Consider the following 26,866-nt stretch of genomic DNA (forward strand, 5'->3'; position numbering starts at 1 on the left):
ACTACTTCGCGCCCGACTCGCCGTCCGCCTTGCCGTTCTTGGGCTCGGCGTCGTCCGCCTCGTCCTTCTTGCCCAGGTCGATCTTGGCGTCCTGCGCGGCGTCGGCCGCGTCGGTCGCTTCGGCCGCGCCTTCCGTCAGCGACGAGGCGTCGTCCGGCACGACGGGGAGATCGGACGCCTCGTCCGTGTCGCCGTGCACGATGCGGTTGTACTCCTCGTCGGAGAGCACCGCGCCGATCGCGTTCTTCGCGTAGACGGCGTGGACGCCGGGCGCCACCTCCAGAAGCACCGTGTCGTCGCCGAGCTCCTTCACCGTGGCGTACATGCCGCCGATCGTGCGGACACCGGTGCCGGGCTGCATCTCACTGCGCATGGAGGCTGCCTGCTGCTGCTTCTTCTTCGCCGAGCGGGTCATGAGGAACATGGCCCCGATGAGGACGATGAAGGGGAGAAGGGTCACGAGACTCACGGGACGAACTTCCTTCGCACGACCGCGCAAGGAGTGCGGCCTGATCTGGGGGTGGGTATGCCGCCCGGTAAATGTAAGGGCGGCATCGGCGGAGTCTAAGCGAGTCCGCACAGCTGGAACAACGCCCAGCATCCCACCCGGGTTCCTCCCCGTGCACCCACCCGCGCCGTCACGGCCGGAAGAGCCCCTGTTGTCCGCTTCCCGCAGCGCCGCCCTGACCCTGCTGCGGCGGTACGAGCCCCAGGTGCTCCCATGCGGCGGGCGTCGCCACCCGCCCGCGCGGGGTCCGGGCGAGCAGCCCCTCCCGTACGAGGAAGGGCTCGGCCACCTCCTCGACGGTCTCGCGCTCCTCCCCCACCGCGACCGCCAGCGTCGACAGGCCGACCGGGCCGCCGCCGAACAGCTTGAGCAGGGCCTGGAGCACCGCCCGGTCCAGCCGGTCGAGGCCGCGGCTGTCCACCTCGTAGACCCGAAGGGCGGCCGCCGCGATCTCCTGGGTGATGACGCCGTCGGCCTTGACCTGGGCGTAGTCGCGCACCCGGCGCAGCAGCCGGTTGGCGATGCGCGGCGTGCCGCGCGAACGGCCGGCGATCTCGGCCGCGCCCGCGGGGTCGATCTCGACGTCGAGGAGGCGGGCCGAGCGGTGCACCACCCGCTCCAGCTCGGCGGCCTCGTAGAACTCCATGTGCGCGGTGAAGCCGAAGCGGTCGCGCAGCGGGGGCGGCAGCAGCCCCGCGCGCGTGGTCGCGCCGACCAGGGTGAACGGGGGCAGCTCCAGCGGGATGGCGGTGGCGCCGGGGCCCTTGCCGACGATCACGTCGACCCGGAAGTCCTCCATCGCCATGTAGAGCATCTCCTCGGCCGGGCGCGACATCCGGTGGATCTCGTCGAGGAAGAGAACTTCACCCTCCTGGAGGGAGGAGAGGATCGCGGCGAGGTCGCCCGCGTGCTGGATGGCCGGGCCGCTGGTGATCCGGATCGGGGCGCCCATCTCGGCCGCGATGATCATCGAGAGCGTGGTCTTGCCGAGGCCGGGGGCGCCGGAGAGCAGGACGTGGTCGGCGGTGGCGCCGCGCGCGCGGGCGGCCCGCAGCACCAGGTCGAGCTGTTCGCGGACCTTCTCCTGGCCGATGAACTCGTCGAGGTCCTTGGGGCGCAGGGCGGCCTCGACGGCCTGGTCCTCGCCGTCGGCCACCGGCCCGACCAGCCTGGGGTCGGCGGTGTCGGCTGCGGTCTCGTCCCAGTTCATCAGTGCCGGTTCTCTCGTAGTTCTCTCGTCGGGTCGGTCGGCGCCGGGTCGCTCAGCGGGCCCGGTTGAGGGTCTGCAGCGCGGCTCTCAGGAGCGCTCCGACGTTGGGGCTCGCCTCGGCCTCGGCCTGCGGGGCGACGGCGGCGACCGCCTCGTCGGCCTCGCGGGTCGCGTAGCCGAGGCCGATCAGGGCGGCGTGCAGCTGGTCGCGCCAGCCCTGGGTGACCGGGGCGCCGACGGCCGGGGCGCTGCCGACGGGCGCGCCGAGCCGGTCCTTCAGCTCGATCAGGAGCTTCTGGGCGCCCTTCTTGCCGATGCCGGGCACGGCGGTCAGCGCCTTCTCGTCACCGGAGGCGAAGGCCCGGCGCAGCGCGTCCGGGGTGTGCACCGACAGGACCGCCTGGGCGAGCCGGGGGCCCACGCCGTTGGCCGTCTGCAGCAGCTCGAAGACCTGCTTCTCGTCGTCGTCCGCGAAGCCGTACAGGGTCAGCGAGTCCTCCCGCACGACCAGGGAGGTGGCGAGCTTGGCCTGCTGGCCGACGCGCAGGGTGGCCAGGGTGTTGGGCGTGCACTGCAGGGCCATGCCGACGCCGCCGACCTCGACCACCGCAGCGTCGGGGGCGAGGGCGGCGACCGGGCCGCTGACGAAGGCGATCATCGGGTGACCTTCTTTACGGAGAGTTGGGCACGGCGGGCCTGCTCGTGCGCCTGTTGCAGGCGGTTGACGGCGGGGGCGCGCCAGATGTGGCAGATGGCGAGAGCGAGCGCGTCGGCCGCGTCGGCGGGCTTGGGCGGGGCGTCGAGCCGCAGCAACCGCGTCACCATCGCGCCGACCTGCGCCTTGTCGGCGCGGCCGCTGCCGGTGACGGCGGCCTTGACCTCACTGGGGGTGTGCAGCGCGACGGGGATGCCGCGGCGGGAGGCGCAGAGCATGGCGACGGCGCTGGCCTGCGCGGTGCCCATCACCGTACGCACGTTGTGCTGGCTGAACACGCGCTCCACGGCGACGAATTCGGGGCGGTGCTCATCCAGCCACTGCTCCATGCCCTGCTCGATGGCGACCAGGCGGTGGCCGAGATCGGCGTCCGCCGGGGTGCGCACGACGCCGACGCCGAGCATCGTGAGCGGGCGGCCCGCCACGCCCTCGACGACGCCGACACCGCACCGGGTCAGCCCCGGGTCCACGCCCAGTACCCGCACCCCGCCCCCTCCTTCGGTTCCCCGGATCCTCGAATCGCTTGTTTGTGCAGGCTATCGGGTGCCACTGACAACCGGCGCCACCGATAGCGCGACGGGCCGACGGGAGGTGTCCCGTCGGCCCGTCGGCGTACCGCTATCTGACTGCCCGTCAGGCGTCGACCTTCTCCATGACCTCGTCCGAGACGTCGAAGTTGGCGAAGACGTTCTGCACGTCGTCGCTGTCCTCCAGCGCGTCGATCAGCTTGAAGATCTTGCGCGCGCCCTCTTCGTCCAGCTCGACCTGCATGGTCGGGACGAAGTTGGAGTCGGCCGAGTCGTAGTCGATGCCCGCCTCCTGGAGCGCGGTGCGGACCGCGACCAGGTCGGTGGCCTCGGAGATGATCTCGAAGGACTCGCCGAGGTCGTTGACCTCCTCGGCGCCCGCCTCCAGAACGGCGTCCAGGACGTCGTCCTCGGAGAGCTCGCCCTTGGGCAGGACGATGACACCCTTGCGGTTGAACAGGTACGAGACCGAACCCGGGTCGGCCATGTTGCCGCCGTTGCGGGTCATCGCGACCCGGACGTCCGAGGCGGCACGGTTGCGGTTGTCGGTGAGGCACTCGATGAGCACCGCGACACCGTTCGGGCCGTAACCCTCGTACATGATCGTCTCGTAGTCGGCGCCGCCCGCCTCAAGACCGGCACCGCGCTTGAGCGCGGAGTCGATGTTCTTGTTGGGCACCGACTGCTTCTTCGCCTTCTGCACGGCGTCGAAGAGGGTCGGGTTGCCGTCGATGTCGGCGCCGCCGGTGCGGGCCGCGACCTCGATGTTCTTGATCAGCTTCGCGAAGAGTTTGCCGCGCTTGGCGTCGATCACGGCCTTCTTGTGCTTCGTCGTAGCCCATTTAGAGTGGCCGGACATCTGCCTGTCTCCTTCGCGTAACCAATTCTGCGTCGTTCGGCAGAGATCCTACCGGGATCGGCTCAGTGGGCGTCGCGCACCATGTCCACGAACAGGCCGTGCATCCGGTGGTCGCCGGTCAGCTCGGGGTGGAACGAGGTCGCCAGGGCGTTGCCCTGGCGCACCGCGACGATGTGGCCGCCGTGCTCGGCGAGGACCTCCGCCTGCGCGCCCACCGACTCGACCCAGGGCGCCCGGATGAAGACACCGTCGACGGGGCCGACGCCCGAGACCTCGACGGTCGCCTCGAAGGACTCGTTCTGGCGCCCGAAGGCGTTGCGGCGCACGATCATGTCGATGCCGCCGATCGTCTCCTGGCCCGAGCGCGGGTCGAGGATCTTGTCGGCGAGCATGATCAGGCCGGCGCAGGTGCCGTAGACGGGCATGCCGTCCGCCACGCGCGCGCGAAGCGGCTCCATCAGATCGAAGAGCACCGCGAGCTTGGAGATGGTGGTGGACTCGCCGCCGGGGATGACCAGGCCGTCCACCTCGGCGAGCTCCTCGGGGCGCCGGACCGGCCTGGCCACGGCGTCCGCCGCGGCCAGGGCGATCAGGTGCTCCCGTACGTCGCCCTGGAGGGCCAGGACGCCTATGACGGGTGTGTTGCTCATGTCCTTCGGTACCTGTGCCTTACCAGCCGCGGTTGGCGTAGCGCTCGGCCTCGGGGAGGGTGTCGCAGTTGATGCCGACCATGGCCTCGCCCAGGTTGCGGGACGCGTCCGCGATGATCTTCGGGTCGTCGTAGAACGTGGTGGCCTTGACGATGGCGGCGGCGCGCTTGGCCGGGTCGCCCGACTTGAAGATGCCGGAGCCGACGAAGACGCCCTCGGCGCCCAGCTGGCGCATCAGCGCGGCGTCGGCCGGGGTGGCCACGCCACCGGCGGAGAACAGCACCACCGGGAGCTTGCCGAGCTCGGCGACCTCCTTGACCAGCTCGTACGGGGCGCGCAGGTCCTTGGCGGCGGCGAACAGCTCGTTGTTGTCGAAGCCGCGCAGCTTGGCGATCTCGTTCTTGATCTGGCGCAGGTGACGGACGGCCTCGACGACGTTGCCGGTGCCCGCCTCGCCCTTCGAGCGGATCATGGCCGCACCCTCGGCGATCCGGCGCAGGGCCTCGCCCAGGTTGGTGGCACCGCAGACGAAGGGGGTGGTGAACGCCCACTTGTCGGAGTGGTTGACCTCGTCGGCCGGGGTCAGGACCTCGGACTCGTCGATGTAGTCGACACCGAGCGACTGCAGGACCTGGGCCTCGACGAAGTGGCCGATACGGGACTTGGCCATGACGGGGATGGAGACGGCCTCGATGATCTCTTCGATCATGTTGGGGTCGGACATCCGGGCCACGCCGCCGTCCTTGCGGATGTCGGCCGGGACCCGCTCCAGGGCCATGACCGCCACGGCGCCCGCGTCCTCGGCGATCTTCGCCTGCTCGGCGTTGACCACGTCCATGATCACACCGCCCTTGAGCTGCTCGGCCATGCCGCGCTTCACGCGCGCGGTGCCGGTCTCGGGGGTGTGGGCGCTGTTGGAGAGGGTGCTGGACACGGGACCTCGCTGGGGTGAAGAAGGGGGTTTCTACTGCCCAGAGGGTGTCTTCGCGGACCAGTCCACAGCAAGGGCCAATGTGGAGGCGGTGGATCGTTTTGGGGTTGTCTCGCTTTCTTACGGCTACGAGCCCGGGCGGTCCGCCAGCGCCGTCGGGGGCTCGTCGTCCATCTCGAAGGCCAGCGGGAACGGCGCGTGCCCGGCCAGGCGGAACCAGCGGACCGTGCGGTGCCTGCGCAGGGCGCGGGCCGCGCGTACGGCGTCGTTGTGGAAGCGGCGGGCCATCGGGACGCGGCGTACCGCCTGGGCCAGCTCCTCCGCCGCGTCCTCGCCGCCGGGGGCCTCGCGGACCGCCTCGACCTGGGCCGGCTCGCCGAACACCGCCCGCAGCGCCTGGCTGAGCTCGCTCTCGGCGACCTCCCGCTGCTCCTCCTCGGCCTGGCGGGCCGCGTGCGCCGCCTCGTACAGGACGATCGACGCGGCGGGGTCCAGTACGCCGGAGGTGGCCAGCTCCTGGGTGACCGAGGCGCGGCGCAGGAGCTGTGCGTCCAGGGCGGCGCGGGCGGCGTCGATGCGGGTGTGGAGGCGGTCGAGGCGGCCGGCGGTCCAGCTGAGGTAGAGGCCGATCGCGATGAGGGCGGCGGCGGTCCAGATGAGGGTTACGGTCACGGGCGGCAAGGCTAGCCCCCGCCCCGCCCCTTCCCTAAACCCTCCGGTGGTGGGTGGGGGTCGAGGTGGTTCTCCCGGGGGCTCCGCCCCCGGACCCCTGCGGGTGGGTGGGTACGCGGGGCTCCGCCCCTGCACCCCGCTTTGAGCGTTCGGCTGCGGACCGTGCTGGCTTGCTCGCGCAGTTTCCCGCGCCCCTTGGATGGGCCCTTCGGGCCCTCCTTCAGGGGCGCGGGGCTGTGACATTTGCGGCTCCGCCGCGCGGGCGCGACCAGCCCCCACCGGCCTGCGGACGACATCACACCCTGAGACGCGACCAAGCCCCCACCGGCCCGCAGCCCGCAGGGCCCGGCGGTCAGTCCCGTGCCAAGCCGAACCGCGCCCGCAGCCCCGGGCGTTCGTCCGTGGCCACCGAGGCCGCTCCGTCCGTCACCGTCTCGTACACCGCCAGGATGTCCGCGCCCACCGTCGACCAGTCGAAGCGGCGGACGTGGGCGGAGCCCCGCGCGCTGAGTTCGGCTCGGCGGGACGGGTCGGCCAGCAGGCGCAGGGCCGCCGTCGCCAGCGCGTCCGCGTCCTCGTTGGCGAAGAGTTCGCCCGCGTTGCCCTGGTCCAGGACCTGGGCGAACGCGTCCAGGTCGCTCGCAAGGACCGCCGCGCCCGCCGACAGCGCCTCGACCAGGATGATGCCGAAGCTCTCGCCCCCGGTGTTGGGCGCCACGTACACATCGACGCTGCTCAAAAAGCGCGCCTTGTCCTCGTCGCTCACCATGCCGAGGAATTCCACTCGGGAGCGCATCTCCTGCGGGAGCGACGCGACCGCTTCGTGTTCGTCGCCCCTGCCCGCGACCAGCAGGCGGGTCTGCGGGCGTTCCGCCAGGATCCGGGGCAGCGCCCTCATCAGGACCGGCAGGCCCTTGCGCGGCTCGTCGATGCGGCCGATGAAGCCGAGCGTGTCGCCCTGCCACTCGGGCCGCGGCTCGGCCTTGGCGAAGAAGTCGACGTCGACGCCGTTGGGGATCACCACCGCGTCGCCGCCCAGATGCTCCACCAGCGTGCGCCGCGCGTACTCGCTCACCGCGATCCGCGCGCTGATCTTCTCCAGGGCGGGCTGGAGGATCGGGTACGCCGCGATCATCGCGCGCGAGCGCGGGTTGGAGGTGTGGAAGGTCGCCACGATCGGCCCCTGCGCCGCCCAGCAGCTCAGCAGGCCCAGCGAGGGCGACGCGGGCTCGTGGATGTGGATGACGTCGAACGTGCCCTCGTGCAGCCACCGCCGCACCCGCGCGGCCGACAGGAAGCCGAAGTTCAGCCGGGCCACCGAGCCGTTGTAGGGCACCGGCACGGCCCGGCCCGCCGAGACCACGTACGGCGGCAGCGGGGTCTCGTCGTCGGCCGGGGCCAGCACGGAGACCTCGTGGCCGAGCCGGATCAGATGCTCGGCCAGGTCCCTGATGTGGAACTGGACGCCGCCCGGCACGTCCCAGGAGTACGGGCAGACGATGCCGATCCTCACGACCGGCGCTCCTCTAGGTCGGCGAGCCACAGGCGCTGGAGCATGTGCCAGTCCTCCGGGTGTTCGGCGATACCGGTGGCGAAGGCGTCGGCCAGCGCCTGGGTCATCACGGACGTCTTCTCCGCGCGCGTGCCCGTCTCGGGCACGTCGATCGGCGGGTGCACCCGGCCCTGCATGACGGGCGACTCGTCGTACCAGAGGGTCACCGGCAGCAGCAGCGCGCCGGTCTGCTGGGCCAGCAGGGCGGGACCCGCGGGCATCCGCGCCGCGTCCCCGAAGAACTTCACCTCGACGCCGGAGGCCGACAGATCGCGGTCGGCGACCAGGCACACCAGACCGCCGTCGCGCAGCCGCCGGGCGAGCGTGCCGAAGGCCGAGCCGCCGGTGTGCGGCAGGACCTCCATGCCCAGGCTCTCGCGGTAGGCGACGAACCGGTCGTACAGCGTCTCGGGCTTCAGGCGCTCGGCGACCGTGGTGAACGGGGTCTCCAGCTTCGTGGTGACCCAGGCGCCCGCCAGGTCGTAGTTGCCCATGTGGGGCAGCGCCAGGACCACGCCCCGGCCGGAGGCCAGCGCGTCGGTGAGGTGGTGCAGGCCCTGCGGCTCGAAACCGGTCTTCATCCGGTCCTTGCTCCAGGCGGGCAGCCGGAAGGACTCCATCCAGTACCGCATGTAGGAGCGCATCCCAGCCCGCGACAGCTCGGCCAGCCGCTCCGCGGTGGCGTCGGGCACCACGCGCGCGAGGTTGGATTCGAGCCGCAGCACGCTCTTGCCGCGCCGCTTCCACACCGTGTCCGCGATCCGCCGGCCCAGGCCCGTGGCCACGGGTTCGGGGAGCTTCTTGACGGTGGCCCAGCCGAGCCCGTAGAGCGCGTCCGTCAGCCGCTCCCTCATGAAGCGGCCCCGCCGCTGCGGGCCGCCTCGGCGTCGGCCTCCGCGGACTCGCGGCGCACCGTCACCACCCGCTGGATCAGCGTGATCAGACTGCCCACGGCCACGATCCACAGCGCGATCGGCAGCAGGATCTGGATGCCCGGGACACCGAACTTGTGCAGCCCGGCGAGACCGGCCGCGACCAGCGAGATCACCAGCCGCTCGGCCCGCTCGATCAGTCCGTTGACGGCGACCGGCAGCCCGATCGACTCGCCGCGCGCCTTGGTGTACGAGACCACCTGGCCGCTGGCCAGGCAGAAGATCGCGACCGCGCACAGGACGTTGTCGTCGCCGCTGCCCGCGTACCAGAGCGCGAAGCCGCCGAAGATCGCGCCGTCCGCGACGCGGTCGAGCGTCGAGTCCAGGAACGCGCCCCAGCGGCTGGAGATCCCCGCCTGGCGGGCCATGTTGCCGTCGACGAGGTCGGAGAAGACGAACAGGGTGATGACGATCGTGCCCCAGAAGAACTCTCCACGGGGGAAGAAGACCAGCGCACCCGCCATCACTCCGGCCGTGCCGAGCAGGGTCACGGCGTCCGGGCTCACCCCCCGGCGGAGCAGAAACGCGGCGAACGGCGTGAGGACACGCGTGAAGAATGCACGCGCGTACTTGTTCAGCATGGCCTTCCCGACGGTCGGTGTGGCCGCGCGGCCCTGCTGGCCACCGGCTGGCCCATCGTAGCCAGGCCGCGAGAGGTCCACCGCCGCGCACCCTCCGCCCGCCCGCGTTGCCGTACGACGTATGGACGCACAGTGACCGGAGTGGAACGCTGGAAAGACCGCGGGCGACGCGAAGCCGCCCCGGCCGGGGTCGTTCCCTGCCGGGGACCGGGGGAGGATCCGCGCGGCCGCGCCCTTTCACCACCTCACCGTGCAAGAAACGGAAGCCATACGGGAGGAACGGCATGGGCGACAAGGCGAGTGCACATCCCGGAGCCGCCGGCAGGGCAGCTACGGCCGACCACCCCTCATCCGTACGGAATGTGGTGCTGGTCGGCCACAGCGGATCCGGGAAGACGACATTGGTGGAAGCGCTCGCGCTGACGGCAGGGGCCGTCAACCGCGCGGGCCGGGTCGAGGACGGCGGGACCGTCTCCGACTACGACGAGATCGAGCACCGCCAGCAGCGGTCGGTCCAGCTCTCGCTGGTCCCCGTCGAATGGGCCGGGTGCAAGATCAATATTCTGGACACCCCCGGATACGCCGACTTCGTGGGGGAACTCAGGGCCGGTCTGCGGGCAGCGGACGCGGCCCTGTTCGTCGTCTCCGCCTCGGACGGCGTGGACGGGGCGACCAGAATGGTGTGGGAGGAGTGCGCGGCGGTCGGGATGCCGCGGGCCATCGTGATCACCCATCTGGAGGCGGCCCGCGCGGACTTCTCCGAGATGACCCGGGTGTGCGCCGAGGCGTTCGGCGGCGACGACCCCGACGCCGTACTCCCGCTGTACCTGCCGCTGCACGGACCGGCGGGACCGGACGGGCACGCCCCGGTGACCGGCCTCATCGGGCTGCTCTCGCAGCGCGTGTTCGACTACGCGTCCGGTGAGCGCAAGGAGGCCGAGCCCGGCCCCGAGCAGCTCCCGCTCGTCGAGGAGGCCCGCAACCGGCTGATCGAGGGCATCATCGCCGAGTCCGAGGACGAGACCCTCATGGACCGCTATCTCGGCGGCGCCGAAATCGACCTGAAAACGTTGATCGACGACTTGGAACGAGCGGTCGCGCGCGGCACCTTCCACCCGGTCCTGGCCGCCGCCCCGGCCGCCGAGGGCGCCCGCCAGGGCATCGGCACCGTGGAGCTCCTGGAGCTGATCACGGGCGGCTTCCCGACCCCGCTGGAGCGCACGGCGCCCGATGTCACCACCCCGCAGGGCGGCGCACGCCCCGCTCCCGTGTGCGCCCCCGAGGGCCCGCTGGTCGCCGAGGTGATCAAAACCTCCTCCGACCCGTACGTGGGCCGCGTCAGCCTGGTACGCGTCTTCTCCGGCACCCTGCGCCCCGACGAGACGGTCCACGTCTCCGGCCACGGGATGACCGACCGGGGCCACGAGGACCACGATGTCGACGAACGCGTCGGCGCGCTCTCCTCCCCCTTCGGCAAACAGCAGCGCATGCTCACGCAGTGCGTCGCGGGCGACATCGCCTGTGTGGCCAAACTGGTCCGGGCCGAGACCGGGGACACCCTCTCCGGCAAGGACGACCCGCTGCTCATGGCGCCCTGGGACATGCCGGACCCGCTGCTGCCGCTCGCCATCGAGGCGCACAGCAAAGCCGACGAGGACAAGCTCTCCCAAGGGCTGTCACGGCTGGTCGCCGAGGACCCGACGATGCGCCTGGAGCAGAACCCGCACACCCACCAGCTGGTCCTGTGGTGCCTGGGCGAGGCCCACAAGGACGTCGCCCTGGAGCGGCTGCGCAGCCGCTACGGCGTCCAGGTCGACGTCGTCGCGCACAAGGTCTCGCTGCGCGAGACGTTCGGCGACACCGCCACCGGGCGCGGGCGCCACGTCAAACAGTCCGGCGGCCACGGCCAGTACGCGATCTGCGAGATCGAGGTGCAGCCGCTGCCGCCGGGCTCCGGCATCGAGTTCGTGGACAAGGTGGTCGGCGGTTCGGTACCCCGCCAGTTCATCCCGTCCGTCGAGAAGGGCGTACGCGCCCAGGCGGCCAAGGGTGTCGCCGCCGGCTATCCGCTCGTCGACGTACGGATCACCCTGCTCGACGGCAAGGCCCACTCGGTGGACTCCTCGGACGCCGCCTTCCAGACGGCCGGTGCGCTCGCGCTGCGGGAGGCCGCCACCGATGCGCGCATCCACCTCCTGGAGCCGGTCGCCGAGCTCCAGGTGCTGGTCCCGGACGACTACGTCGGGCCGGTGATGAGCGATCTGTCCGGCCGCCGGGGCCGGGTCGTCGGCACCGAGCAGGCGGGGCCCGGCCGCACCCTGGTGCGGGCCGAGGTGCCCGAGATCGAGATCGGCCGGTACGCGATCGACCTGCGCTCCGTCTCGCACGGCACCGGACGCTTCGACCGGGCGTACGCCCGGCACGAACCGATGCCGCCACAGCTGGCCGACAAAATCCGTGAATCACCCGAAAAGCCAGCATAGCGACGACAACTGACGGACCGTCGGAAACGCTGCCCGCCCCAACGCCCTTGCGGCGGGCGGCATTCCGATGTCCCCTGACGCACGGGGACCGACCCCGATACGCTGTGGTCCCAGCTCAGCAGGTGTGCGGGGAACGGCAGTCGGGAAGAGGCCGCAGAGCGACAGAGTGCGGCGATGGGGGCGGCAGTGGCGGACGAACCATTCGATTTCTCACCCGGGGCCCAGGTCCCGCTGCAGGGCTCGGCGGGCCAGACGGCCGCGACCCAGGCCCTCGCGTCGGCGGCGTACCGGGACAGCCCGGTCGCCGACATACTCAAGGCCAACAACGAGTGGCACGAGTCGGCCGTCACCAAGCCCAGGCTCTCGCTCTTCGAGCCCAACCTCGGCGAGGCCTTCTCGCGGGCCGTGCAGTCCCGCATGCTCGGCGCCACCCGCAAAGCGCTCATCCAGTCCTTCGGCACCGAACCGCAGACCGTCGTCGAGCACTGCCTCGCCGCGATCCGCATCCGCAAGGAGCGCGACACCCGGCTCACCCTGATCACCGCCGTCTTCGGCGTGCTCTTCCTGCCCGGACTGCTGCTCTGGCTCGGCGTGTTCCAGCTGCGCCGCACCCTCGCCGGCGCCAAGGACCGCCGCGTCGGCGCGCTCGGCAACCTGCTGCTCATCGCGTTCGCCGTGCTCGCCGTGATCTTCCTGGTCAAGCTGCCGTTCGGTGGGATCCTGGCGATCTATCTGCGCGCCATGATGATCATGCCCGTCCTCGGCTGGTTCTGGGCCAAGCAGATCTGCGAATCCACCGCCAAGGACCTGCGCGACCGCTGGTCCGGCCTGCTCTCCGGCGGCGGCGTCGGCGCCAAGATCCCCGAAGCCGTACCGAAGAACCCGCACGAGACCGCCGCCGAACGGCTGCGCCAGAGCCTGGCCAAGCTCACCGCCGAACAGCAGAGCAACGCCGTCTTCTACGCCGGCCCCAAGGGCATACTCGGCATGGGCACCCGCTGGGGCAGCTGGCAGCTCGCCGAAGAACTCGTCCCCAAGGACCCCGGCAAGGAGATCCACGGCTTCCGCAGCTGGGACGTCATACGGTCCATCCAGGACCGCCTGCGCCTGCTGGAGCGCGGCCCCCTGCACACCGGCGGCTTCCCCAAGCCCTCCGTCACCAACTGGGTCGTCTCCCCCGTCGGCGAGAACGCCAAGGACGTCTCCCGGCCCACCGGCCAGGACGTCGACAACTTCCAGGTCCGCCAGCACGAGGTGCAGCGGATCTGCAACGAGCAGCAGTTCTCCAGCGGCAACCGCCACTACCTCGGCGTCCAGTTCACCCTCTGGGACGGCCAGCTGGTCATCACCATGATGATCACCGTGACCGTGCTCCACGAGACCCTGCGCATCGAGGTCACCGGACACGCGCTCGGCCCGGTGCACGCCCTGTTCACCACCAAGCCCTCCCCCAAGACCAAGGAGGTCGACAAGACCTTCAAGTTCTGGGAGAAGCGCACGGTCCAGCTCCCGCTGGTCGAGCCGCGCGAGGTCGTCCGCCTCGCCGCCCGCGCCCCGCTGACCTGGTACCCGCCGCTGCTCGACTACCTCGGCGGCAAACTGGTGCTGCCCGAGCCGTTCGGCCTGCGGCACGCCTGGGCCGACAAGCCCTGGCGCCACCGCTTCATGGCCGACGACGCGATGCGCGCGGCGACCCCCGTACTGCGCGTGGTGCACGCGGCCGCGATGAAGGTCCTGGAGGAGAACGGCGTGGACACCGAGCGCTTCACCAACCGCGCGATGATGCTCAGCGGCGCGGTACAGGACCCGGCACCGCGCAAGGCCGACTGGTACGACGCGTAACGCCTGCCCCCAGCCCTACGCCTGGCCCGTCCGGGGCCAGGCCTCGGCCAGCATCTTGCGGGTGTCGCCCAGGAGTTGGGGCAGGATCTTGGTGTGCCCGACGACCGGCATGAAGTTGGTGTCGCCACCCCAGCGGGGCACGATGTGCTGGTGGAGGTGGGCGGCGATACCGGCGCCCGCGACCGTTCCCTGGTTCATGCCGATGTTGAACCCGTGCGCCCCGGAAGCCGTCCGCAGCGCCTTCATGGCGTGCTTGGTGAGCTCCGCCAGCTCGATGGTCTCGGCGGCGTCCAGATCCGTGTAGTCGGCGACGTGCCGGTAGGGCACGACCATCATGTGGCCGCCGTTGTACGGGTAGAGGTTGAGCACCGCGTACACATGCCGACCGCGCGCCACGATCAGCCCGTCCTCGTCGGACTTGGCCGGAATCGAGCAGAAGGGACAGCCGTCTCCGGCGTCCGGGCCGGTCGGCTTGTTCTCACCCTGGATGTACGCCATCCGGTGGGGCGTCCACAGGCGCTGGAACGCGTCCTGGACACCGACCCCGATCTGCTGTTCCGGCTCACTCGTCATGGTGGGAAGCATATGACTTCACGCTGGAGGGACGACAAAGGCCCCCGGGAAACCCGGGGGCCCTGACGCCCCGCGTGAGCGGGGAACGCCTCACACCTGTACGCGGCGCTCCACCACGTCGACGAGCTTGGCGATCGCCTGGTCACGCGGGATGCCGTTCTCCTGCGAGCCGTCGCGGTAGCGGAACGAAACGGTGCCCGCCGCCATGTCCTCGTCACCGACGATGATCATGAACGGAACCTTCTGCTTCTGCTGGTTCCTGATCTTCTTCTGCATCCGGTCGGAGGACGCGTCCACCTCGACCCGCAGGCCCTTCTTCTTCGCCTCGGCGGCGAACTCCTGGAGGTACGGGATGTGGGCGTCGCCGATCGGGATGCCGACCGCCTGGACCGGGGCCAGCCACGCCGGGAACGCGCCCGCGTAGTGCTCAAGGAGCACCGCGAAGAAGCGCTCGATGGAACCGAACAGCGCGCGGTGGATCATGACCGGCCGCTGCTTGGTGCCGTCGGGGCCGGTGTACTCCAGGTCGAAGCGCTCCGGCAGGTTGAAGTCGAGCTGCACGGTCGACATCTGCCAGGTGCGGCCGATGGCGTCGCGCGCCTGGACGGAGATCTTCGGGCCGTAGAAGGCCGCGCCGCCCGGGTCGGCGACCAGTTCGAGCCCCTGCTTCTCGGCCACCTCGCGCAGCGTCTCGGTGGCCTCCTCCCAGATCTCGTCCGAGCCGACGAACTTCTCCGGGTCCTTGGTGGACAGCTCCAGGTAGAAGTCGTTCAGACCGTAGTCGCGCAGCAGGTTCAGGACGAAGGTGAGCGTCTTGTCGAGCTCCTCCGCCATCTGCTCCTTGGTGCAGTAGATGTGCGCGTCGTCCTGGGTGAAGCCGCGGGCACGGGTCAGGCCGTGCACGACGCCCGACTTCTCGTACCGGTACACGGTGCCGAATTCAAACAACCTCAAGGGAAGCTCACGGTAGCTGCGGCCGCGCGCGTCGAAGATCAGGTTGTGCATCGGGCAGTTCATGGGCTTGAGGTAGTAGTCCACGCCCTCGTCGAGCTGCATGGGCGGGTACATGCCCTCGGCGTACCAATCCAGGTGGCCGCTCTTCTCGAAGAGGGCGCCCTTGGTGGCGTGCGGGGTGTAGACGAACTCGTAGCCCTCCTCCTCGTGCCGCTTACGGCTGTAGTCCTCCATGACCCGGCGGATGATGCCGCCCTTGGGGTGGAAGACCGCGAGGCCCGAGCCGATCTGCTCCGGGATGGAGAACAGGTCCAGCTCGTTGCCCAGCTTGCGGTGGTCGCGCTTCTCCGCCTCGGCGAGGAAGTCGAGGTGCGCCTTCAGCTCGTCCTTGGACGGCCACGCGGTGCCGTAGATGCGCTGGAGCATCGGGTTCTTCTCGCTGCCCCGCCAGTACGCGGCCGCGTTGCGCATCAGCTTGAACGCCGGGATGTTGCGGGTGGTCGGCAGGTGGGGACCGCGGCAGAGGTCCTTCCAGCACAGGTCGCCGGTCTTGGCGTCGAGGTTGTCGTAGATGGTCAGCTCGCCGCCGCCCACCTCGACGTCCGCGCCGTCGTCGCTCGAAGCCGAGCCCTTGAGGCCGATGAGCTCCAGCTTGTACGGCTCGTCCGCGAGCTCTTCGCGGGCGGCCTCGTCGGTGACGACGCGACGCGAGAAGCGCTGCCCCCGCTTCTGGATCTCCTGCATCTTCTTCTCGATGGCCTTGAGGTCCTCGGGAGTGAAGGGCTTCTCGACGTCGAAGTCGTAGTAGAAGCCGTCCCGGATCGGCGGGCCGATGCCCAGCTTGGCCTCCGGGAAGAGCTCCTGGACGGCCTGGGCCATGACGTGCGCGGTGGAGTGGCGCAGGATGTTCAGACCGTCCTCGGAGGAGATCTCGACGGGCTCGACCTCCTCGCCGTCCTTCACCTCGTACGCGAGGTCCTTGAGCTCACCGGCCACGCGGGCCGCGACGATGGTGCGCTCACCGGCGAAGAGCTCGGCGGCCGTAGTGCCCGTCGTCACCACGCGCTCTTCCCGCTCGGAATCGCGATGGATGATCACACGGACGTCTGACACCGGTCTCTCCTGCCTGAAGGGGTACGCACGCTCGTACTGCGGACGCGGTACGAATCCTACCGAGCCGCCGGGGTCGCCCGCGAAACGGATTCCCGGGCCGGGCACCCGGTGGCGTCGCCCTCAGTCCTCGCCCGCGCACGCCTCCTCGAAGAAGGCAATGCTCTCGACGGTCCCCTGGATCGACTTCATGAGACGGTCCCGTTCCGCGTCGTCCACCTGGACCGGGACCACGCCCGTCGCCCCGGCCAGCCGCCGGAAGCCGCCCCGGCTCTCCAGGCGCCCCACCACCCGTACCGGCAGACCGACGAGGTGGGCGTGGCCCGCGATGCGGTACGCCTCCTCGTCGAGCTCGACGCGTACGTACGGGATCTCGGCGCCCGCCAGCACCCGCAGCCGGACCGTGCCGGGTCCCCGGGGGCCCGAGCGCCGCAGCCGGACCACGGCGCCGGTCAGGCGTACCGGTACGGCGGGCTCGTCGCTGAGGTAGCGCGCGCCCGCCGCGCGCAGGGCGGGCAGGTCGCCGGGTGAGAACTCGACCGGCTCGGGGCGCGGCGGGCAGCCTGCCGGGACGCCCGCCGCCGGTGCCCACTCCAGGGCGACGCGGACCCCTTCCGAGCCCTGGACCAGCGAGATCACCGCTTCGGTGAGTTCACGGCTGGCCCCGGCCGCGACGGCGGTGTCGAAGGCTTCCATGCCACCGGTGGTGCGCAGGTAGTCGACGGCCTCCCGGACCGCGTGCAGCGCCTCGTAGAGGCGGACCACGGCCGCGCGGCCGGTGTCCACGGGCACGAACGCGGTGAGCCGTCCGCCGGGCGCGGGGCCGACGAGGACGCCGGTGAGGGTGGCCAGGGCCTGGCTGCGGTGCCGGGCGCCGTAGTAACCGGCGCGGCCGCGTGCGGCGAGGGCGCCCGCGAGCAGCATCCGGTGGGCGGCGCCGCGCAGCTGTTCCTGTTCGGTCCAGGCCAGGGCGCCGGAGGGGCTCAGCGGGGTCTCGCGCCACCAGCGGACCTCGTCGCTGGGGACGGCGAGCGAGACGAGCACTTCGCGCGCGGAGGGCGCGCCGGAGCGGGCGAGGGCGGTCAGCGCCTCGCCGAGCAGGTCCTCGCTGTCGGGGTAGCCGCGGCTCTCGGGCACGAGGAGGCTCGTGCCGGATCCGCCGCCGGGGGGTGTCCAGCGCGCGTAGCGTCCGGCGGCTCCGCCGCGGCGCCGCCAGCCGTGCCGGTCGAGCAGCACGCCGAGCACGGCGGGGTCCACCTGGGACGGCACCGGCGCGACGGCGTCCGGGCCGCCGCTCTCACCGCTCGACAGACGCATCAGGGCCTCCCTCCCACCCCGACCCGGGTCATGATCTCGCAGAGCGCGTGATCGTCGAAGATCCGCGAGGTCGGTATTCGCACCGTGGTCCTGCGCCGGCCGGTCACCGGGTGGCCGGCCAGATTGGTCCAGTAGCAGCAGTGCCGCAGCGCGAGCCGGTCGTGGCCCGCGCGCAGCCACTCGTCCCGGCTTCGCGGCACGAGCATCACGACCAGGATCTTGTGCACCGAGACGGGTGTGCGGGCCAGCTTCACCAGGTGTTCGTTGTCGAGGGTGAAGGAGAAGGCCCCGCCCGGGGGGTGCGGCGGTATCTGGTACGTGCACTTGAGCTGCACCTTGATCGTGACTTCGTCGTCGACCGTGTGGCCGGGAGCGCTGTGGCTCACGTGCCAGTCGATTCCGTTGTCCGGAAAGGGCTGTGAGAGCGAGCAGCCGGCGGCGGCCGCCACCGCGTGGAGATAGCCGACCTGGAGGGTCTCCATGCAGGCCGTGGTGGCGAGTGAGCCGCGCGGCGGCGCGATCCGCTCGGCCAGCAGAGCGCCCTCCGGCAGGGCCGGGTCGGGCTGCGCGAGCGCCATGGCCGTCGTACGCCTTCCGGACTTGTGCCGACGCTTTGCGGACTGTGCCGAACGTGCCGGACTTTGCCGATCCTTGCCCGTCCTTGCTGATTCGTTTCCCCGCGACGGCCCGTCAACTCACGGACCCGCCACCTGTGTTGTTGCCGGGGGGCGTACGCCGCAAACGGCCCGGGTATCACGGAATCGGGCAGGGGACGCACGCCATCTGCCAAGGGCACAAAAGGAGTTGCACCATGACGTGCTGGTACGAAGGCCCCCTGGCCGCTTTCGACACCGAGACGACCGGCGTGGACGTGGAGCGGGACCGCATGGTGTCGGCCGCGCTGGTGGTCCAGGACGGCCCCGCCGCGCGGCCCCGGGTGACCCGCTGGCTGGTGAACCCGGGCATACCCGTGCCGGAGGGCGCGACCGCCGTGCACGGGCTGACCGATGAGCATCTGCGCCTCAACGGGCGGTGGCCCGCGCCGGTGATGGAGGAGGTGGCCAGGGCGCTGGCCGAGCAGTGCGCGGCGGGGCGGCCGCTGGTGGTGATGAACGCGCCGTTCGATCTCACGCTGCTCGACCGGGAGTTGCGGCGCCATCGCGCGTCGTCGCTGGCGCGCTATCTGGACGGGGCGCCGCTGTGCGTGCTGGACCCGCGCGTGCTCGACAAGCATCTGGACCGCTACCGCAAGGGGCGTCGCACCCTCACCGATCTGTGCGCGCACTACGAGGTGGTCCTGGAGGGCGCGCACGACGCGGCGGCGGACGCGCTGGCCGCGCTGGAGGTCGTACGGGCGGTGGGGCGGCGGTTCGCGGCCCGCCTGGAGCGGCTGACACCGACCGAGCTCCATACGTTGCAGACGGGCTGGCACGCGGCCCAGGCGCGGGGCCTGCAGGCGTGGTTCACCCGCAACGGCACCCCGGAGCCGGTCGACCCGGCGTGGCCGCTGCGGCCGGAGATGTCGGCGGCGGCCTGAGTCCGCCGACGCGACGAGACGGGGCCGGACAAGCGGAAAGGCCGATCCGTCGACGACGGACCGGCCTTTTCCCGGTGGGCGATACTGGGTTCGAACCAGTGACCTCTTCGGTGTGAACGAAGCGCTCTCCCACTGAGCTAATCGCCCGGGAACGGGTTGAACCATACAGGCCCGGGCGCCCCTGGTTCAAACTCCGTTCAGGACAGCCGCCAGGCCGCGCCGCCCGGACCGCATCATCACCGCGTGGTTGGCGCGGAAGACGGGCCGCCCGGGCAACGCCAGGCGCCGCATCAGCGGCTTGCGCACCTCGACCTCCTGCTCGTACAGGGCGCGGGTGCCGTCGCCGTACGGGCCGATCGTCCAGCGGGCCCAGCCGTCGAGGTCGCCGCTCATCTCCACCTCCAGGACCCCGGCCGTCGGGTCGCGGCGCCGCTCGCTCGCGGTGACGACCAGTTCGTACGGCAGGAAGGAGCGGAAGCGGGCGGTGCCGGTGCGGTCGGCGACGGCGGTGACCTCGCGGATCTGCGGCCACCAGCGCGGGTAGTCCTCGGCGCGCTCCAGGACGGCGAACACGGCGGCGGGGTCGGCGGGCAGCTGCCAGACGGTGCGGAAGCGGTAGTGGCTCCAGTCCATGGCCCAAGTCTGCGCCGGGGAACGGGAGAAGGACCGGGCTCGCGGCGTGATCCGGACTCACGATCGGGGAACGCCGAAGGCCCGGAGATCGGTTTCGATCTCCGGGCCTTCGGTCCGGGGTGGGCGATACTGGGTTCGAACCAGTGACCTCTTCGGTGTGAACGAAGCGCTCTCCCACTGAGCTAATCGCCCGGGCGCACCGCAAACATTACCGCATGTCAGCGGGGCGTTTGACCACGCCGACCGGCCCGCCGGGCCACCCGTCGATCCGCCACGGCACGACGGGCCCGACCGTCCGGAGGCGGACCGCGTCGAGCGCCGTCTCCACCGCCGCGACCCGCCCGTCACTCCCCGTATTCACGCGTGCGACCCACCGGACCTCGTGCGCTCACCAGAATGGCCGCATAACCGAAAGTAATACTCGGCCGTACGAGCTACCTGAAGCGCCGCAAAACGGCCAGAGGGGTTTACAACGGCACCGTAGGTGGCATGTCGATTTCGCCGACGTGCGAATCCCCGAGCGCACACTGAGCGAAAGGCCCTGGCGCTTATGAACACCACGGTCAGCTGCGAGCTGCACCTGCGCCTCGTTGTGTCGAGCGAGTCCTCACTGCCTGTACCCGCGGGCCTGCGGTATGACACGGCCGATCCCTACGCCGTGCACGCCACCTTCCACACCGGAGCCGAGGAGACCGTCGAGTGGGTGTTCGCCCGCGACCTTCTCGCCGAGGGCCTGCACCGGCCCACCGGTACCGGAGACGTCAGAGTCTGGCCGTCGCGCAGTCACGGCCAGGGCGTCGTCTGCATCGCCCTCAGCTCCCCGGAAGGAGAGGCCCTGCTCGAAGCCCCGGCGCGGGCTCTGGAGTCGTTCCTCAAGCGGACCGACGCCGCGGTGCCACCGGGCACCGAGCACCGTCACTTCGATCTCGACACGGAGCTCTCGCACATCCTGGCGGAGAACTGAGCCAGACCGAGAGCCGTACGGCGCCGTCCGACTCGGGGAGACGGCACCGTGCGGACAGCCGCATAGGCACGCCCACCTCATAGGCACCCCACCGGCGCCCGTCCCGCGAACACCCGCGCGGGACGGGCGCCGGTGCGCCGCGCGCGCGAGCCGCTAGAGTCGGCCAGCATCGGCGGGCACCGGCCCCCCGCAGCAGGCCAGGGAGCGAATCGTGCTGATCCCTCACGACACCCGGATCGCCCTCGACATCGTGGTCGATCTGGTGAACACCGCACCGGAGGGCGAGGAGCTCGACCGCCTCGCCGACGTGGAGGCGCTGTACGGCTTCGTACGGGACCACGACGTCAGCGGGGTGGGGACGCTCACCGTGCGCGATCTCGCCGGCGTACAGACCGTACGCAGCCGTTTCGCAGGGGTTTTCGAGGCACCCGACGCCCACGCGGCGGCCATGCTGGTCAACGAGATCGTGGCGGAGGCGGGCACCACGCCCCAGCTCACCGACCACGACGGCTACGACTGGCATGTGCACTACTTCGCGCCCGGCGCCTCGATCGCGGACCACCTGGCCGCCGACGGGGGCATGGCGCTGGCGTTCATCGTGGTGGCGGGCGAGCAGGAGCGGCTGCGCCGGTGCGAGGCGCCGGACTGCGGCCGGGCCTTCGTGGACCTGTCCCGCAACCGCTCGCGCCGCTACTGCGACAGCCGCACCTGCGGCAACCGGCTGCACGTGGCCGCGTACCGGGCCCGGCGCAAGGAGGCCGCGGGCTGATCCGGCCACCGGCGCGCGCCGGTGGCGGGTCGCGGCCGGGCGGTCACCGGCGGCGGTCACAGCAGGTACAGGTCGTGCAGCGCCGCCATGAGCAGCAGGCAGCCGATCACCCCGAGGAAGATCATCAGGGGTGGCTGGGAGAGGGCGAAGAGGCAGCCGAGCCGTTCGTCGGCGGGGAGCTCGGCGTCCGGCTCTTCGGGCGGCGCGGGGACCTGCCCCGGGGAAGTGTCCAGCATCTCGGGGTGATGATGGACCAGTCGTGGCACGTCCGGGCGCCAACACGCCCACGCCGGGCGGGAGTTGTTTCGATCTTGTCGGCCCGGGCGCGCCGGTCCCGCGCCCCGGCGCGCGCCCCGTGCGCCCGGCCGCCCGCGGCGCGGAACGAAAAGGAAAACGGGTTCCGGGAACGGACCCGGAATCGGCCCTGAGAGCGCTCCCGACGGTGTCCGGAATTCACTCCGACTCGAATTCCGCATACAGGAATTCACGGCCGCCGGAATTTCCCGGACGAGCGGGACCGGAGGCTGGTTACGGCAAGTTACGGAGTGTCAGATTCCGACGCTCTTTCAGATTCCGCGCGGCGCTCCGCATGGGGTTCCGTATCAGGCTCCGCACCGGGTTCCGCATCTCTCAGATGCCGTGCTTCTTCAAGATGGCCTCGATGTCGCTGAAGTCCTCCCCGCCGCCCGACTTGCCCTTCGCCTTCGGCTGGGGCCGCGCGGCGGAGCGGCGGCCAGCGCCGAGGGAGGGCGCGGAGGCGGCGGGGGCGATGGCGTCGGCGCCGCGCGCTCCGGTCACCTCGCGCTCCTTGTCGCCTCCGCCCGAGCGGCGCTCCACGAACCGGGTGGCCGAGAAGAGCAGCCAGGCGATACCGAGCAGGCCGAAGCCCGCCCAGACGGTCGGCTTGAAGACGATGCCGGACACCCAGCCCACGATCCCGGTCATGACCAGGGCCACGGGGACCAGCGAGTAGGCGGCGATCCGCGTGGCCGACAGGAAGCGCTTGCGGTACGCCGTCACGACGGCGATGCCCAGTCCGGCCGCGGACGCGGCGGAGCAGACGGTCTCGGCAAGCATCCGGTTCCTCCAGACATGGGGGTTGTGGCCCTTCCATCCTGCACCGGACCGGGCCATCGCGGCCACGATCCTTCGGGACATCAGGGAGATCTCCGGGGCGCATCCTCCCCAGGTCCCGGTTGGGGCGCACGGGAGGGGGCTGGGAGACTGGCCCCATGAGCGAGACCACCCCCGAGACCACCCCCGCGCCCGTCGTCCTCGACGTCTGGTGCGAGCTCCAGTGCCCCGACTGCCACGCCGCCCTGGACGACGTCCGCGCGCTGCGCGAGCGCTACGGCGACCGGCTCGACATCCGGCTGCGGCACTTCCCGCTGGAGAAGCACAAGCACGCGTACGCCGCCGCGCAGGCCGCCGAGGAGGCGTTCGAGCAGGGCCGGGGCTGGCCGTACGTGGAAGCGGTGCTCGCCCGCACCGAGGAGCTGGGCGGCAGGGGCGAGCCCGTGCTGCTCGACGTCGCGCGCGAACTCGGCCTGGACGCCGAGGAGTTCGACACCGCCCTGATCGACGGGCGGCATCTGCTGATCGTCGACGCCGACCAGGCCGAGGGCAAGGCGATCGGCGTGACCGGCACGCCCACGTACGTCATCGACGGCGAGCGGCTCGACGGCGGCAAGAGCCAGGAAGGTCTGCGCGCCCGCATCACCGAGATCGCGGACCGGCTGCTGGGCGCGTAGCGCTGCGCGGGAGCGAACTCCCGCAAACCCCTCAGAGCAGTTGCTTCCCCTTGTTGTACTGCGTCGGCTCGTAGCCCAGGGACTCGTACAGCCGTAGCGCCGGGATGTTGTCGGCGAAGACGTGGAGGGCGAGGACCGGCAGGCCGTCGGCCGTGGCCAGGCGTTCGGCGAGGAGCATCAGGGCGCGGCCGTGGCCCCGGCCCCGGTGTTCCCCGGCCACCGCCACGTCGTAGACGTAGGCCCCGGGGCCGGTGTCCAGCTCCTTGCGGGCGACCCAGACGTGTCCCACCACGGCCTCGGCGTCGACCAGCACCTGGAGGTGGGTGCCAGGGGTCGCGAGGCCGTCGGGCAGGTTGGCGCGGTGGTCTGCCTCGGCCTTGGCGCGGGCCTGCTCGGGCGACATGCCCTTGGCGATCCAGCTGCGGGCGTAGTTCTCCTGCTCGTGGCGGTGCCAGAGCGCGTACTCGGCCTCGGTCATCGGGCGGGCGCTCACCCCGGCGGGCAGCGCGGGCGGCTCGGCGAGGAGGCGCTTGGCCATGTTGCGGCTGCGTTCGGTGTAGCCGAGGGCCGTGGACAGGCGCAGGGCCGCCGTGGCGTCGGCGGGCACCGACGCGTACACCTGGGCGCAGCCCCAGCCCCGCAGCACCTCCTCGGCGGCGAGCGCGGCGACGGTGCCCCGGCCGCGCCCCCGGTCCCTCTCGTCGATCGACAGCCCGCTGATCACTCCCACGGCGGCGCCGAACCCCGCGTGGGTGGCGACCGTGATGGTGCCGACGCGGCGGCTGTTGACGCAGACGTCGTACGTACGGGAAGTGGCGCCGTCGGCGCCCTGCTGGAGCGGCCCGGTCGGCCGAATGGTCGTGGTCATCAAGGCCGTTGTACCTGCCGGGCCGCCGCGCGTCACCGGGTTTGACCGGTACTCGCCGTGCCGGGCCCCCGCGTGCCCGGTCTACGGGTCCAGGTCGGACGCCGCCCGCTCGTCGAAGACCCGCATGGCCTTGGCGGTGACCGGTCCCGGGGTGCCGGTCAGCTCCCGGCCGTCGACGCGGTGCACGGCCTGGACGTCCCGGAGCGTGGAGGTCAGGAAGACCTCGTCGGCCCGGTCGAGGACGTCCAGAGGCAGCTCGCTCTCGTGGGCCCCGGTCCACTCCACGACCAGCTCGCGGGTGATCCCGGCGAGGCAGCCGGAGGCGAGCGGCGGGGTGTGCAGCTCGCCGTCGAGCACGACGAAGACATTGGAGCCGGTGCCCTCGCACAGCGCGCCCACCGTGTTGCCGAACAGCGCCTCGCTGGCGCCGCGCTCATGGGCCCTGGCCAGGGCGACGACGTTCTCGGCGTACGAGGTGGTCTTGAGCCCGGCGACGGCGCTGCGCTCGTTGCGCGTCCAGGGGACGGTGATGACGGCGGTGGTGTCGGGGCGGCGCGCGGTCTCGCCGACGGCCACGACCAGCGTCGGGCCGGTGTCGCCGCGCTCGGAGCCGAGCGGGGAGAGGCCGCCGGTGTAGGTGATCCGCAGCCGGCCGAGCGCGACCGGGTTGGCGTCGAGGACGGCGGCGCAGGCGCGACGGACCTCGTCGAGGTCGGGGTCGGGCAGCCCGAGGCCACGGGCCGAGCGGGTCATCCGGGCGAGGTGGCGGGTGAGCGCGAACGTCCGCCCCTGCTCCGCCTTCACCGTCTCGAAGATGCCGTCGCCCACGGTCATCCCGTGGTCGAGCACGGACACCTGTGCGGCGTCGGCGTCCCGCAGCCCGCCGTTCACCCAGATCTGCATTTACGCGGTCCTCCCACTCTGCGTGTACGCGCCGGACGCATACGAGCCCGACGCTACCGCGAGCAGCCGGGCCGCCTTCAGCTCGGTCTCGGCCCACTCCCCCTCGGGGTCGGAGCCCCAGGTGATGCCCGCTCCGGTGCCGAACCGCAGGACGCCGTCGGCGCGGTCGATCCAGAAGGTGCGTATACCGACGGCGAGCTCGCCGGTGCGCCGGTCGGCGTCCACCCAGCCGATGCCGCCGCAGTAGGGGCCGCGCGGCGCCGTCTCCAGCGCCTCGATGATCCGCAGCGCGCTGGACTTGGGCGCCCCGGTCACAGACCCGGGCGGGAAGGCCGCCGCGAGGAGCTCGCGCCAGCCCGCGTCCGCGCGCAGCTCTCCCCGTACGGTCGAGACGAGGTGGACCAGGCCCGGGTGGGGCTCGACGGCGCAGAGGGCGGGGACGGTGACCGAGCCGGTGGCGCAGACCTGGCCGAGGTCGTTGCGGACCAGGTCCACGATCATCACGTTCTCGGCGTAGTCCTTCGCCAGGAGGTCGGCCTCGGTGCGCCCGGTCCCCTTGATGGGTCCGGACTCCACGGTCCGGCCCGTACGCCGCAGGAAGAGCTCGGGCGAGGCGGTGGCGATCTCCACGCCGTGCGCGGGCAGCCGAATCGTTCCGGCGAAGGGGGCGGGGTTGCCCCGGGCGAGCAGTGCGGTGAGCGCGTCGACGTCGGCGGCGGCCGGGTCGGGCAGCGCGGCGGTCAGGACGCGGCAGAGGTTCGCCTGGTAGACCTCGCCGGCCGCGATGTGCTCGCGGATCCTGCGCACGCCCGCGGTGTACGCGGCGCGGTCGAGCGACGACGTCCAGTCGTCGGCGGCGGGCCCGCGCCAGGCGCCCGGGACGGGGGCCGGTACCGGATCGGGCCGTACGTCCCCGAAGCGGGCGCAGACGAGGCGCCCCTCGAAGTCGGCGGCGACGGCCCAGAAGCCCGCGGAGTCCAGGGCCTCCGGGTCGCTGGTGACATCGCGGAGATCGGTGGCGAGGAGCCCGCCGAAACGGGCCAGAGGAGCGAGGTCGTGCACGGTTGTGAGTCTAGGGGCGCCGGGCAGGCGCCGCCCCGGGCCGGGCGCGTACCGCGCGCGGAGCGGGTCCTACCGGGCGCGGACCAGGGACGACGCGGGCGCCGGACCGGCCGTGACGGGGGCGGCGGACCGGGCACACCGCAGCACGCTGCACAAACGCGTTTTTGTACTGGCCCGGGAATCCGCTAGAGTTCAACACGTCGCCGGGACGCGCAAGCGAAACGGAAACGACAAGCGGACGTGGCTCAGTTGGTAGAGCATCACCTTGCCAAGGTGAGGGTCGCGAGTTCGAATCTCGTCGTCCGCTCGATGTGGGGGATCTTCCCGAACCCCCATCTTCACTCCTGGTGGAGTGGCCGAGAGGCGAGGCAACGGCCTGCAAAGCCGTCTACACGGGTTCAAATCCCGTCTCCACCTCCAAGCGCGATTAGCTCAGCGGGAGAGCGCTTCCCTGACACGGAAGAGGTCACTGGTTCAATCCCAGTATCGCGCACGCAGTAACACCGAGTAACACCCCGTCCTGTATGGTTCAGGACGTCCCGCGCGATTAGCTCAGCGGGAGAGCGCTTCCCTGACACGGAAGAGGTCACTGGTTCAATCCCAGTATCGCGCACGCAGTAACACCGAGTAACACCCCGTCCTGTATGGTTCAGGACGTCCCGCGCGATTAGCTCAGCGGGAGAGCGCTTCCCTGACACGGAAGAGGTCACTGGTTCAATCCCAGTATCGCGCACGCAGTACGACCCGGTTGTGGCCATCCTGTATGGTTCTGACCGATCCCGCGCGATTAGCTCAGCGGGAGAGCGCTTCCCTGACACGGAAGAGGTCACTGGTTCAATCCCAGTATCGCGCACCACCCGGAGCCCCCGGCCTTCTCGAAGGCCGGGGGCTCCGTCGTCATCACGGCGGCTCATGTTTCACGGGTGCTCCCGCGCTCATCGTCCGCGCGTACAAAAGGCGTTG

General features: G+C 71.3%; 27 protein-coding genes and 8 tRNA genes. 12 read left to right on the top strand and 23 right to left on the bottom strand.

Features of this window, described 5'->3' with window-relative positions:
- Position 1 precedes the first annotated feature (1 nt).
- The 11 genes from yajC to pgsA form a co-directional block, all read right to left on the bottom strand.
- Entirely contained in the window at positions 2-469 is a 468-nt protein-coding gene (gene yajC / locus ACGFRG_RS20080; RefSeq protein WP_361430247.1) for a preprotein translocase subunit YajC, read from the bottom strand.
- A 169-nt stretch (positions 470-638) separates the two neighbouring features.
- Positions 639-1,718 carry a Holliday junction branch migration DNA helicase RuvB gene (gene ruvB, locus ACGFRG_RS20085; protein WP_361430248.1) on the bottom strand — a complete coding sequence of 360 codons (1,080 nt, stop codon included), beginning with the start codon at positions 1,716-1,718 and terminating at the stop codon, positions 639-641.
- A gap of 52 nt (positions 1,719-1,770) precedes the next feature.
- Positions 1,771-2,376 carry a Holliday junction branch migration protein RuvA gene (ruvA, locus tag ACGFRG_RS20090; protein WP_361430249.1) on the bottom strand — a complete coding sequence of 202 codons (606 nt, stop codon included), beginning with the start codon at positions 2,374-2,376 and terminating at the stop codon, positions 1,771-1,773.
- Complete coding sequence (gene ruvC, locus ACGFRG_RS20095; protein WP_393265665.1) at positions 2,373-2,918, bottom strand: crossover junction endodeoxyribonuclease RuvC; 546 nt, start codon at positions 2,916-2,918, stop codon at positions 2,373-2,375. Before ruvC ends, ruvA begins: the two co-directional genes overlap by 4 nt.
- 148 nt (positions 2,919-3,066) lie before the next feature.
- Positions 3,067-3,819 (bottom strand): YebC/PmpR family DNA-binding transcriptional regulator, encoded by a 753-nt coding sequence (locus ACGFRG_RS20100; protein ID WP_361430251.1) that lies wholly within the window; start codon positions 3,817-3,819, stop codon positions 3,067-3,069.
- A 62-nt stretch (positions 3,820-3,881) separates the two neighbouring features.
- A complete protein-coding gene (gene pdxT, locus ACGFRG_RS20105; protein WP_361430253.1) occupies positions 3,882-4,469 on the bottom strand; it encodes a pyridoxal 5'-phosphate synthase glutaminase subunit PdxT in 588 nt (195 codons plus the stop codon).
- Between the two features lie 19 nt (positions 4,470-4,488).
- On the bottom strand, positions 4,489-5,403 hold the full coding sequence (pdxS, locus tag ACGFRG_RS20110; RefSeq protein ID WP_361430254.1) for a pyridoxal 5'-phosphate synthase lyase subunit PdxS: 915 nt from the start codon (positions 5,401-5,403) through the stop codon (positions 4,489-4,491).
- A gap of 123 nt (positions 5,404-5,526) precedes the next feature.
- Positions 5,527-6,072: a hypothetical protein gene (locus ACGFRG_RS20115; RefSeq protein ID WP_393265670.1), complete on the bottom strand. Its 546-nt coding sequence runs from the start codon at positions 6,070-6,072 to the stop codon at positions 5,527-5,529.
- Positions 6,073-6,424: 352 nt separating this feature from the next.
- The gene (locus ACGFRG_RS20120; protein WP_361430257.1) at positions 6,425-7,585 is read right to left on the bottom strand and encodes a glycosyltransferase family 4 protein; all 1,161 of its coding nucleotides are present in this window, start codon (positions 7,583-7,585) and stop codon (positions 6,425-6,427) included.
- Complete coding sequence (locus ACGFRG_RS20125) at positions 7,582-8,478, bottom strand: phosphatidylinositol mannoside acyltransferase (protein WP_393265673.1); 897 nt, start codon at positions 8,476-8,478, stop codon at positions 7,582-7,584. Before ACGFRG_RS20125 ends, ACGFRG_RS20120 begins: the two co-directional genes overlap by 4 nt.
- Entirely contained in the window at positions 8,475-9,137 is a 663-nt protein-coding gene (gene pgsA, locus ACGFRG_RS20130; protein ID WP_361430260.1) for a phosphatidylinositol phosphate synthase, read from the bottom strand. The genes ACGFRG_RS20125 and pgsA overlap by 4 nt, the downstream gene beginning before the upstream one ends.
- A gap of 284 nt (positions 9,138-9,421) precedes the next feature.
- Between pgsA and ACGFRG_RS20135 the strand changes: the two genes are divergently transcribed.
- Entirely contained in the window at positions 9,422-11,620 is a 2,199-nt protein-coding gene (locus ACGFRG_RS20135) for an elongation factor G-like protein EF-G2 (protein ID WP_393265677.1), read from the top strand.
- Positions 11,621-11,806: 186 nt separating this feature from the next.
- The gene (locus tag ACGFRG_RS20140; protein WP_361430262.1) at positions 11,807-13,462 is read left to right on the top strand and encodes a hypothetical protein; all 1,656 of its coding nucleotides are present in this window, start codon (positions 11,807-11,809) and stop codon (positions 13,460-13,462) included.
- 15 nt (positions 13,463-13,477) lie between these two features.
- Here the strand turns inward: ACGFRG_RS20140 and ACGFRG_RS20145 are convergent, their stop codons facing one another.
- The 4 genes from ACGFRG_RS20145 to ACGFRG_RS20160 form a co-directional block, all read right to left on the bottom strand.
- Positions 13,478-14,047, bottom strand: a complete 570-nt coding sequence (locus ACGFRG_RS20145) for an HIT domain-containing protein (RefSeq protein ID WP_361430263.1) — start codon at positions 14,045-14,047, stop codon at positions 13,478-13,480.
- Between the two features lie 78 nt (positions 14,048-14,125).
- A complete protein-coding gene (gene thrS / locus ACGFRG_RS20150; RefSeq protein ID WP_393265681.1) occupies positions 14,126-16,102 on the bottom strand; it encodes a threonine--tRNA ligase in 1,977 nt (658 codons plus the stop codon).
- A gap of 120 nt (positions 16,103-16,222) precedes the next feature.
- Positions 16,223-17,416, bottom strand: a complete 1,194-nt coding sequence (locus ACGFRG_RS20155) for a hypothetical protein (RefSeq protein WP_361430266.1) — start codon at positions 17,414-17,416, stop codon at positions 16,223-16,225.
- Entirely contained in the window at positions 17,416-17,994 is a 579-nt protein-coding gene (locus tag ACGFRG_RS20160; RefSeq protein WP_361430267.1) for a DUF4365 domain-containing protein, read from the bottom strand. Before ACGFRG_RS20160 ends, ACGFRG_RS20155 begins: the two co-directional genes overlap by 1 nt.
- 233 nt (positions 17,995-18,227) lie before the next feature.
- On the opposite strand from ACGFRG_RS20160, the gene ACGFRG_RS20165 reads away from it, so the two are divergent.
- Positions 18,228-18,953: a 3'-5' exonuclease gene (locus ACGFRG_RS20165; protein WP_361430269.1), complete on the top strand. Its 726-nt coding sequence runs from the start codon at positions 18,228-18,230 to the stop codon at positions 18,951-18,953.
- Positions 18,954-19,028: 75 nt separating this feature from the next.
- On the opposite strand, the gene ACGFRG_RS20170 is transcribed toward ACGFRG_RS20165, so the two are convergent.
- The 3 genes from ACGFRG_RS20170 to ACGFRG_RS20180 form a co-directional block, all read right to left on the bottom strand.
- Positions 19,029-19,100: transfer RNA gene (locus tag ACGFRG_RS20170), tRNA-Val, on the bottom strand.
- Positions 19,101-19,139: 39 nt separating this feature from the next.
- A complete protein-coding gene (locus ACGFRG_RS20175) occupies positions 19,140-19,586 on the bottom strand; it encodes an SRPBCC family protein (RefSeq protein ID WP_393265685.1) in 447 nt (148 codons plus the stop codon).
- Positions 19,587-19,706: 120 nt separating this feature from the next.
- A tRNA-Val gene (locus ACGFRG_RS20180) sits at positions 19,707-19,778 on the bottom strand.
- A 358-nt stretch (positions 19,779-20,136) separates the two neighbouring features.
- Between ACGFRG_RS20180 and ACGFRG_RS20185 the strand changes: the two genes are divergently transcribed.
- Complete coding sequence (locus ACGFRG_RS20185; RefSeq protein ID WP_003987206.1) at positions 20,137-20,550, top strand: SsgA family sporulation/cell division regulator; 414 nt, start codon at positions 20,137-20,139, stop codon at positions 20,548-20,550.
- Between the two features lie 211 nt (positions 20,551-20,761).
- The gene (locus ACGFRG_RS20190; protein ID WP_393265687.1) at positions 20,762-21,319 is read left to right on the top strand and encodes a CGNR zinc finger domain-containing protein; all 558 of its coding nucleotides are present in this window, start codon (positions 20,762-20,764) and stop codon (positions 21,317-21,319) included.
- A 56-nt stretch (positions 21,320-21,375) separates the two neighbouring features.
- Here ACGFRG_RS20190 and ACGFRG_RS20195 read toward each other — a convergent pair whose 3' ends face one another.
- Positions 21,376-21,555: a hypothetical protein gene (locus ACGFRG_RS20195; protein WP_361430272.1), complete on the bottom strand. Its 180-nt coding sequence runs from the start codon at positions 21,553-21,555 to the stop codon at positions 21,376-21,378.
- A 394-nt stretch (positions 21,556-21,949) separates the two neighbouring features.
- Entirely contained in the window at positions 21,950-22,396 is a 447-nt protein-coding gene (locus ACGFRG_RS20200) for a hypothetical protein (RefSeq protein ID WP_361430274.1), read from the bottom strand.
- A gap of 155 nt (positions 22,397-22,551) precedes the next feature.
- On the opposite strand from ACGFRG_RS20200, the gene ACGFRG_RS20205 reads away from it, so the two are divergent.
- Positions 22,552-23,070 carry a DsbA family protein gene (locus ACGFRG_RS20205; RefSeq protein ID WP_393265691.1) on the top strand — a complete coding sequence of 173 codons (519 nt, stop codon included), beginning with the start codon at positions 22,552-22,554 and terminating at the stop codon, positions 23,068-23,070.
- Positions 23,071-23,101: 31 nt separating this feature from the next.
- Here the strand turns inward: ACGFRG_RS20205 and ACGFRG_RS20210 are convergent, their stop codons facing one another.
- The 3 genes from ACGFRG_RS20210 to ACGFRG_RS20220 all read right to left on the bottom strand — a co-directional run bounded on the left by ACGFRG_RS20210 (position 23,102) and on the right by ACGFRG_RS20220 (position 25,903).
- Positions 23,102-23,938 carry a GNAT family N-acetyltransferase gene (locus ACGFRG_RS20210; protein ID WP_393265693.1) on the bottom strand — a complete coding sequence of 279 codons (837 nt, stop codon included), beginning with the start codon at positions 23,936-23,938 and terminating at the stop codon, positions 23,102-23,104.
- Between the two features lie 81 nt (positions 23,939-24,019).
- Positions 24,020-24,841 (bottom strand): aminodeoxychorismate lyase, encoded by an 822-nt coding sequence (locus ACGFRG_RS20215; protein ID WP_361430280.1) that lies wholly within the window; start codon positions 24,839-24,841, stop codon positions 24,020-24,022.
- Positions 24,842-25,903 (bottom strand): chorismate-binding protein, encoded by a 1,062-nt coding sequence (locus ACGFRG_RS20220; protein ID WP_393265696.1) that lies wholly within the window; start codon positions 25,901-25,903, stop codon positions 24,842-24,844.
- A 234-nt stretch (positions 25,904-26,137) separates the two neighbouring features.
- On the opposite strand from ACGFRG_RS20220, the gene ACGFRG_RS20225 reads away from it, so the two are divergent.
- The 6 genes from ACGFRG_RS20225 (at position 26,138) to ACGFRG_RS20250 (ending at position 26,759) form a co-directional block, all read left to right on the top strand.
- Positions 26,138-26,210 (top strand) — tRNA-Gly (locus tag ACGFRG_RS20225).
- Positions 26,211-26,249: 39 nt separating this feature from the next.
- Positions 26,250-26,323 (top strand) — tRNA-Cys (locus ACGFRG_RS20230).
- A gap of 1 nt (position 26,324) precedes the next feature.
- Positions 26,325-26,396: transfer RNA gene (locus tag ACGFRG_RS20235), tRNA-Val, on the top strand.
- Between the two features lie 48 nt (positions 26,397-26,444).
- Positions 26,445-26,516 (top strand) — tRNA-Val (locus ACGFRG_RS20240).
- A 48-nt stretch (positions 26,517-26,564) separates the two neighbouring features.
- Positions 26,565-26,636, top strand: a tRNA-Val gene (locus ACGFRG_RS20245).
- A 48-nt stretch (positions 26,637-26,684) separates the two neighbouring features.
- A tRNA-Val gene (locus ACGFRG_RS20250) sits at positions 26,685-26,759 on the top strand.
- Positions 26,760-26,866: the final 107 nt, after the last annotated feature.

Origin of the sequence: Streptomyces sp. NPDC048696, from assembly GCF_043198895.1 — a bacterium.
In the GTDB taxonomy this organism is placed as follows: Bacteria; Actinomycetota; Actinomycetes; order Streptomycetales; family Streptomycetaceae; genus Streptomyces.

Coding starts and splice junctions, on each gene's coding strand:
- ruvB (WP_361430248.1), bottom strand. CDS start 1,718: ATGAACTGGGACGAGACCGCAGCCGACACCGCCGACCCCAGGCTGGTC.
- ruvA (WP_361430249.1), bottom strand. CDS start 2,376: ATGATCGCCTTCGTCAGCGGCCCGGTCGCCGCCCTCGCCCCCGACGCT.
- ACGFRG_RS20100 (WP_361430251.1), bottom strand. CDS start 3,819: ATGTCCGGCCACTCTAAATGGGCTACGACGAAGCACAAGAAGGCCGTG.
- pdxT (WP_361430253.1), bottom strand. CDS start 4,469: ATGAGCAACACACCCGTCATAGGCGTCCTGGCCCTCCAGGGCGACGTA.
- ACGFRG_RS20125 (WP_393265673.1), bottom strand. CDS start 8,478: ATGAGGGAGCGGCTGACGGACGCGCTCTACGGGCTCGGCTGGGCCACC.
- pgsA (WP_361430260.1), bottom strand. CDS start 9,137: ATGCTGAACAAGTACGCGCGTGCATTCTTCACGCGTGTCCTCACGCCG.
- ACGFRG_RS20135 (WP_393265677.1), top strand. CDS start 9,422: ATGGGCGACAAGGCGAGTGCACATCCCGGAGCCGCCGGCAGGGCAGCT.
- ACGFRG_RS20145 (WP_361430263.1), bottom strand. CDS start 14,047: ATGCTTCCCACCATGACGAGTGAGCCGGAACAGCAGATCGGGGTCGGT.
- ACGFRG_RS20155 (WP_361430266.1), bottom strand. CDS start 17,416: ATGCGTCTGTCGAGCGGTGAGAGCGGCGGCCCGGACGCCGTCGCGCCG.
- ACGFRG_RS20160 (WP_361430267.1), bottom strand. CDS start 17,994: ATGGCGCTCGCGCAGCCCGACCCGGCCCTGCCGGAGGGCGCTCTGCTG.
- ACGFRG_RS20165 (WP_361430269.1), top strand. CDS start 18,228: ATGACGTGCTGGTACGAAGGCCCCCTGGCCGCTTTCGACACCGAGACG.
- ACGFRG_RS20175 (WP_393265685.1), bottom strand. CDS start 19,586: ATGGACTGGAGCCACTACCGCTTCCGCACCGTCTGGCAGCTGCCCGCC.
- ACGFRG_RS20185 (WP_003987206.1), top strand. CDS start 20,137: ATGAACACCACGGTCAGCTGCGAGCTGCACCTGCGCCTCGTTGTGTCG.
- ACGFRG_RS20195 (WP_361430272.1), bottom strand. CDS start 21,555: ATGCTGGACACTTCCCCGGGGCAGGTCCCCGCGCCGCCCGAAGAGCCG.
- ACGFRG_RS20200 (WP_361430274.1), bottom strand. CDS start 22,396: ATGCTTGCCGAGACCGTCTGCTCCGCCGCGTCCGCGGCCGGACTGGGC.
- ACGFRG_RS20205 (WP_393265691.1), top strand. CDS start 22,552: ATGAGCGAGACCACCCCCGAGACCACCCCCGCGCCCGTCGTCCTCGAC.
- ACGFRG_RS20210 (WP_393265693.1), bottom strand. CDS start 23,938: ATGACCACGACCATTCGGCCGACCGGGCCGCTCCAGCAGGGCGCCGAC.
- ACGFRG_RS20215 (WP_361430280.1), bottom strand. CDS start 24,841: ATGCAGATCTGGGTGAACGGCGGGCTGCGGGACGCCGACGCCGCACAG.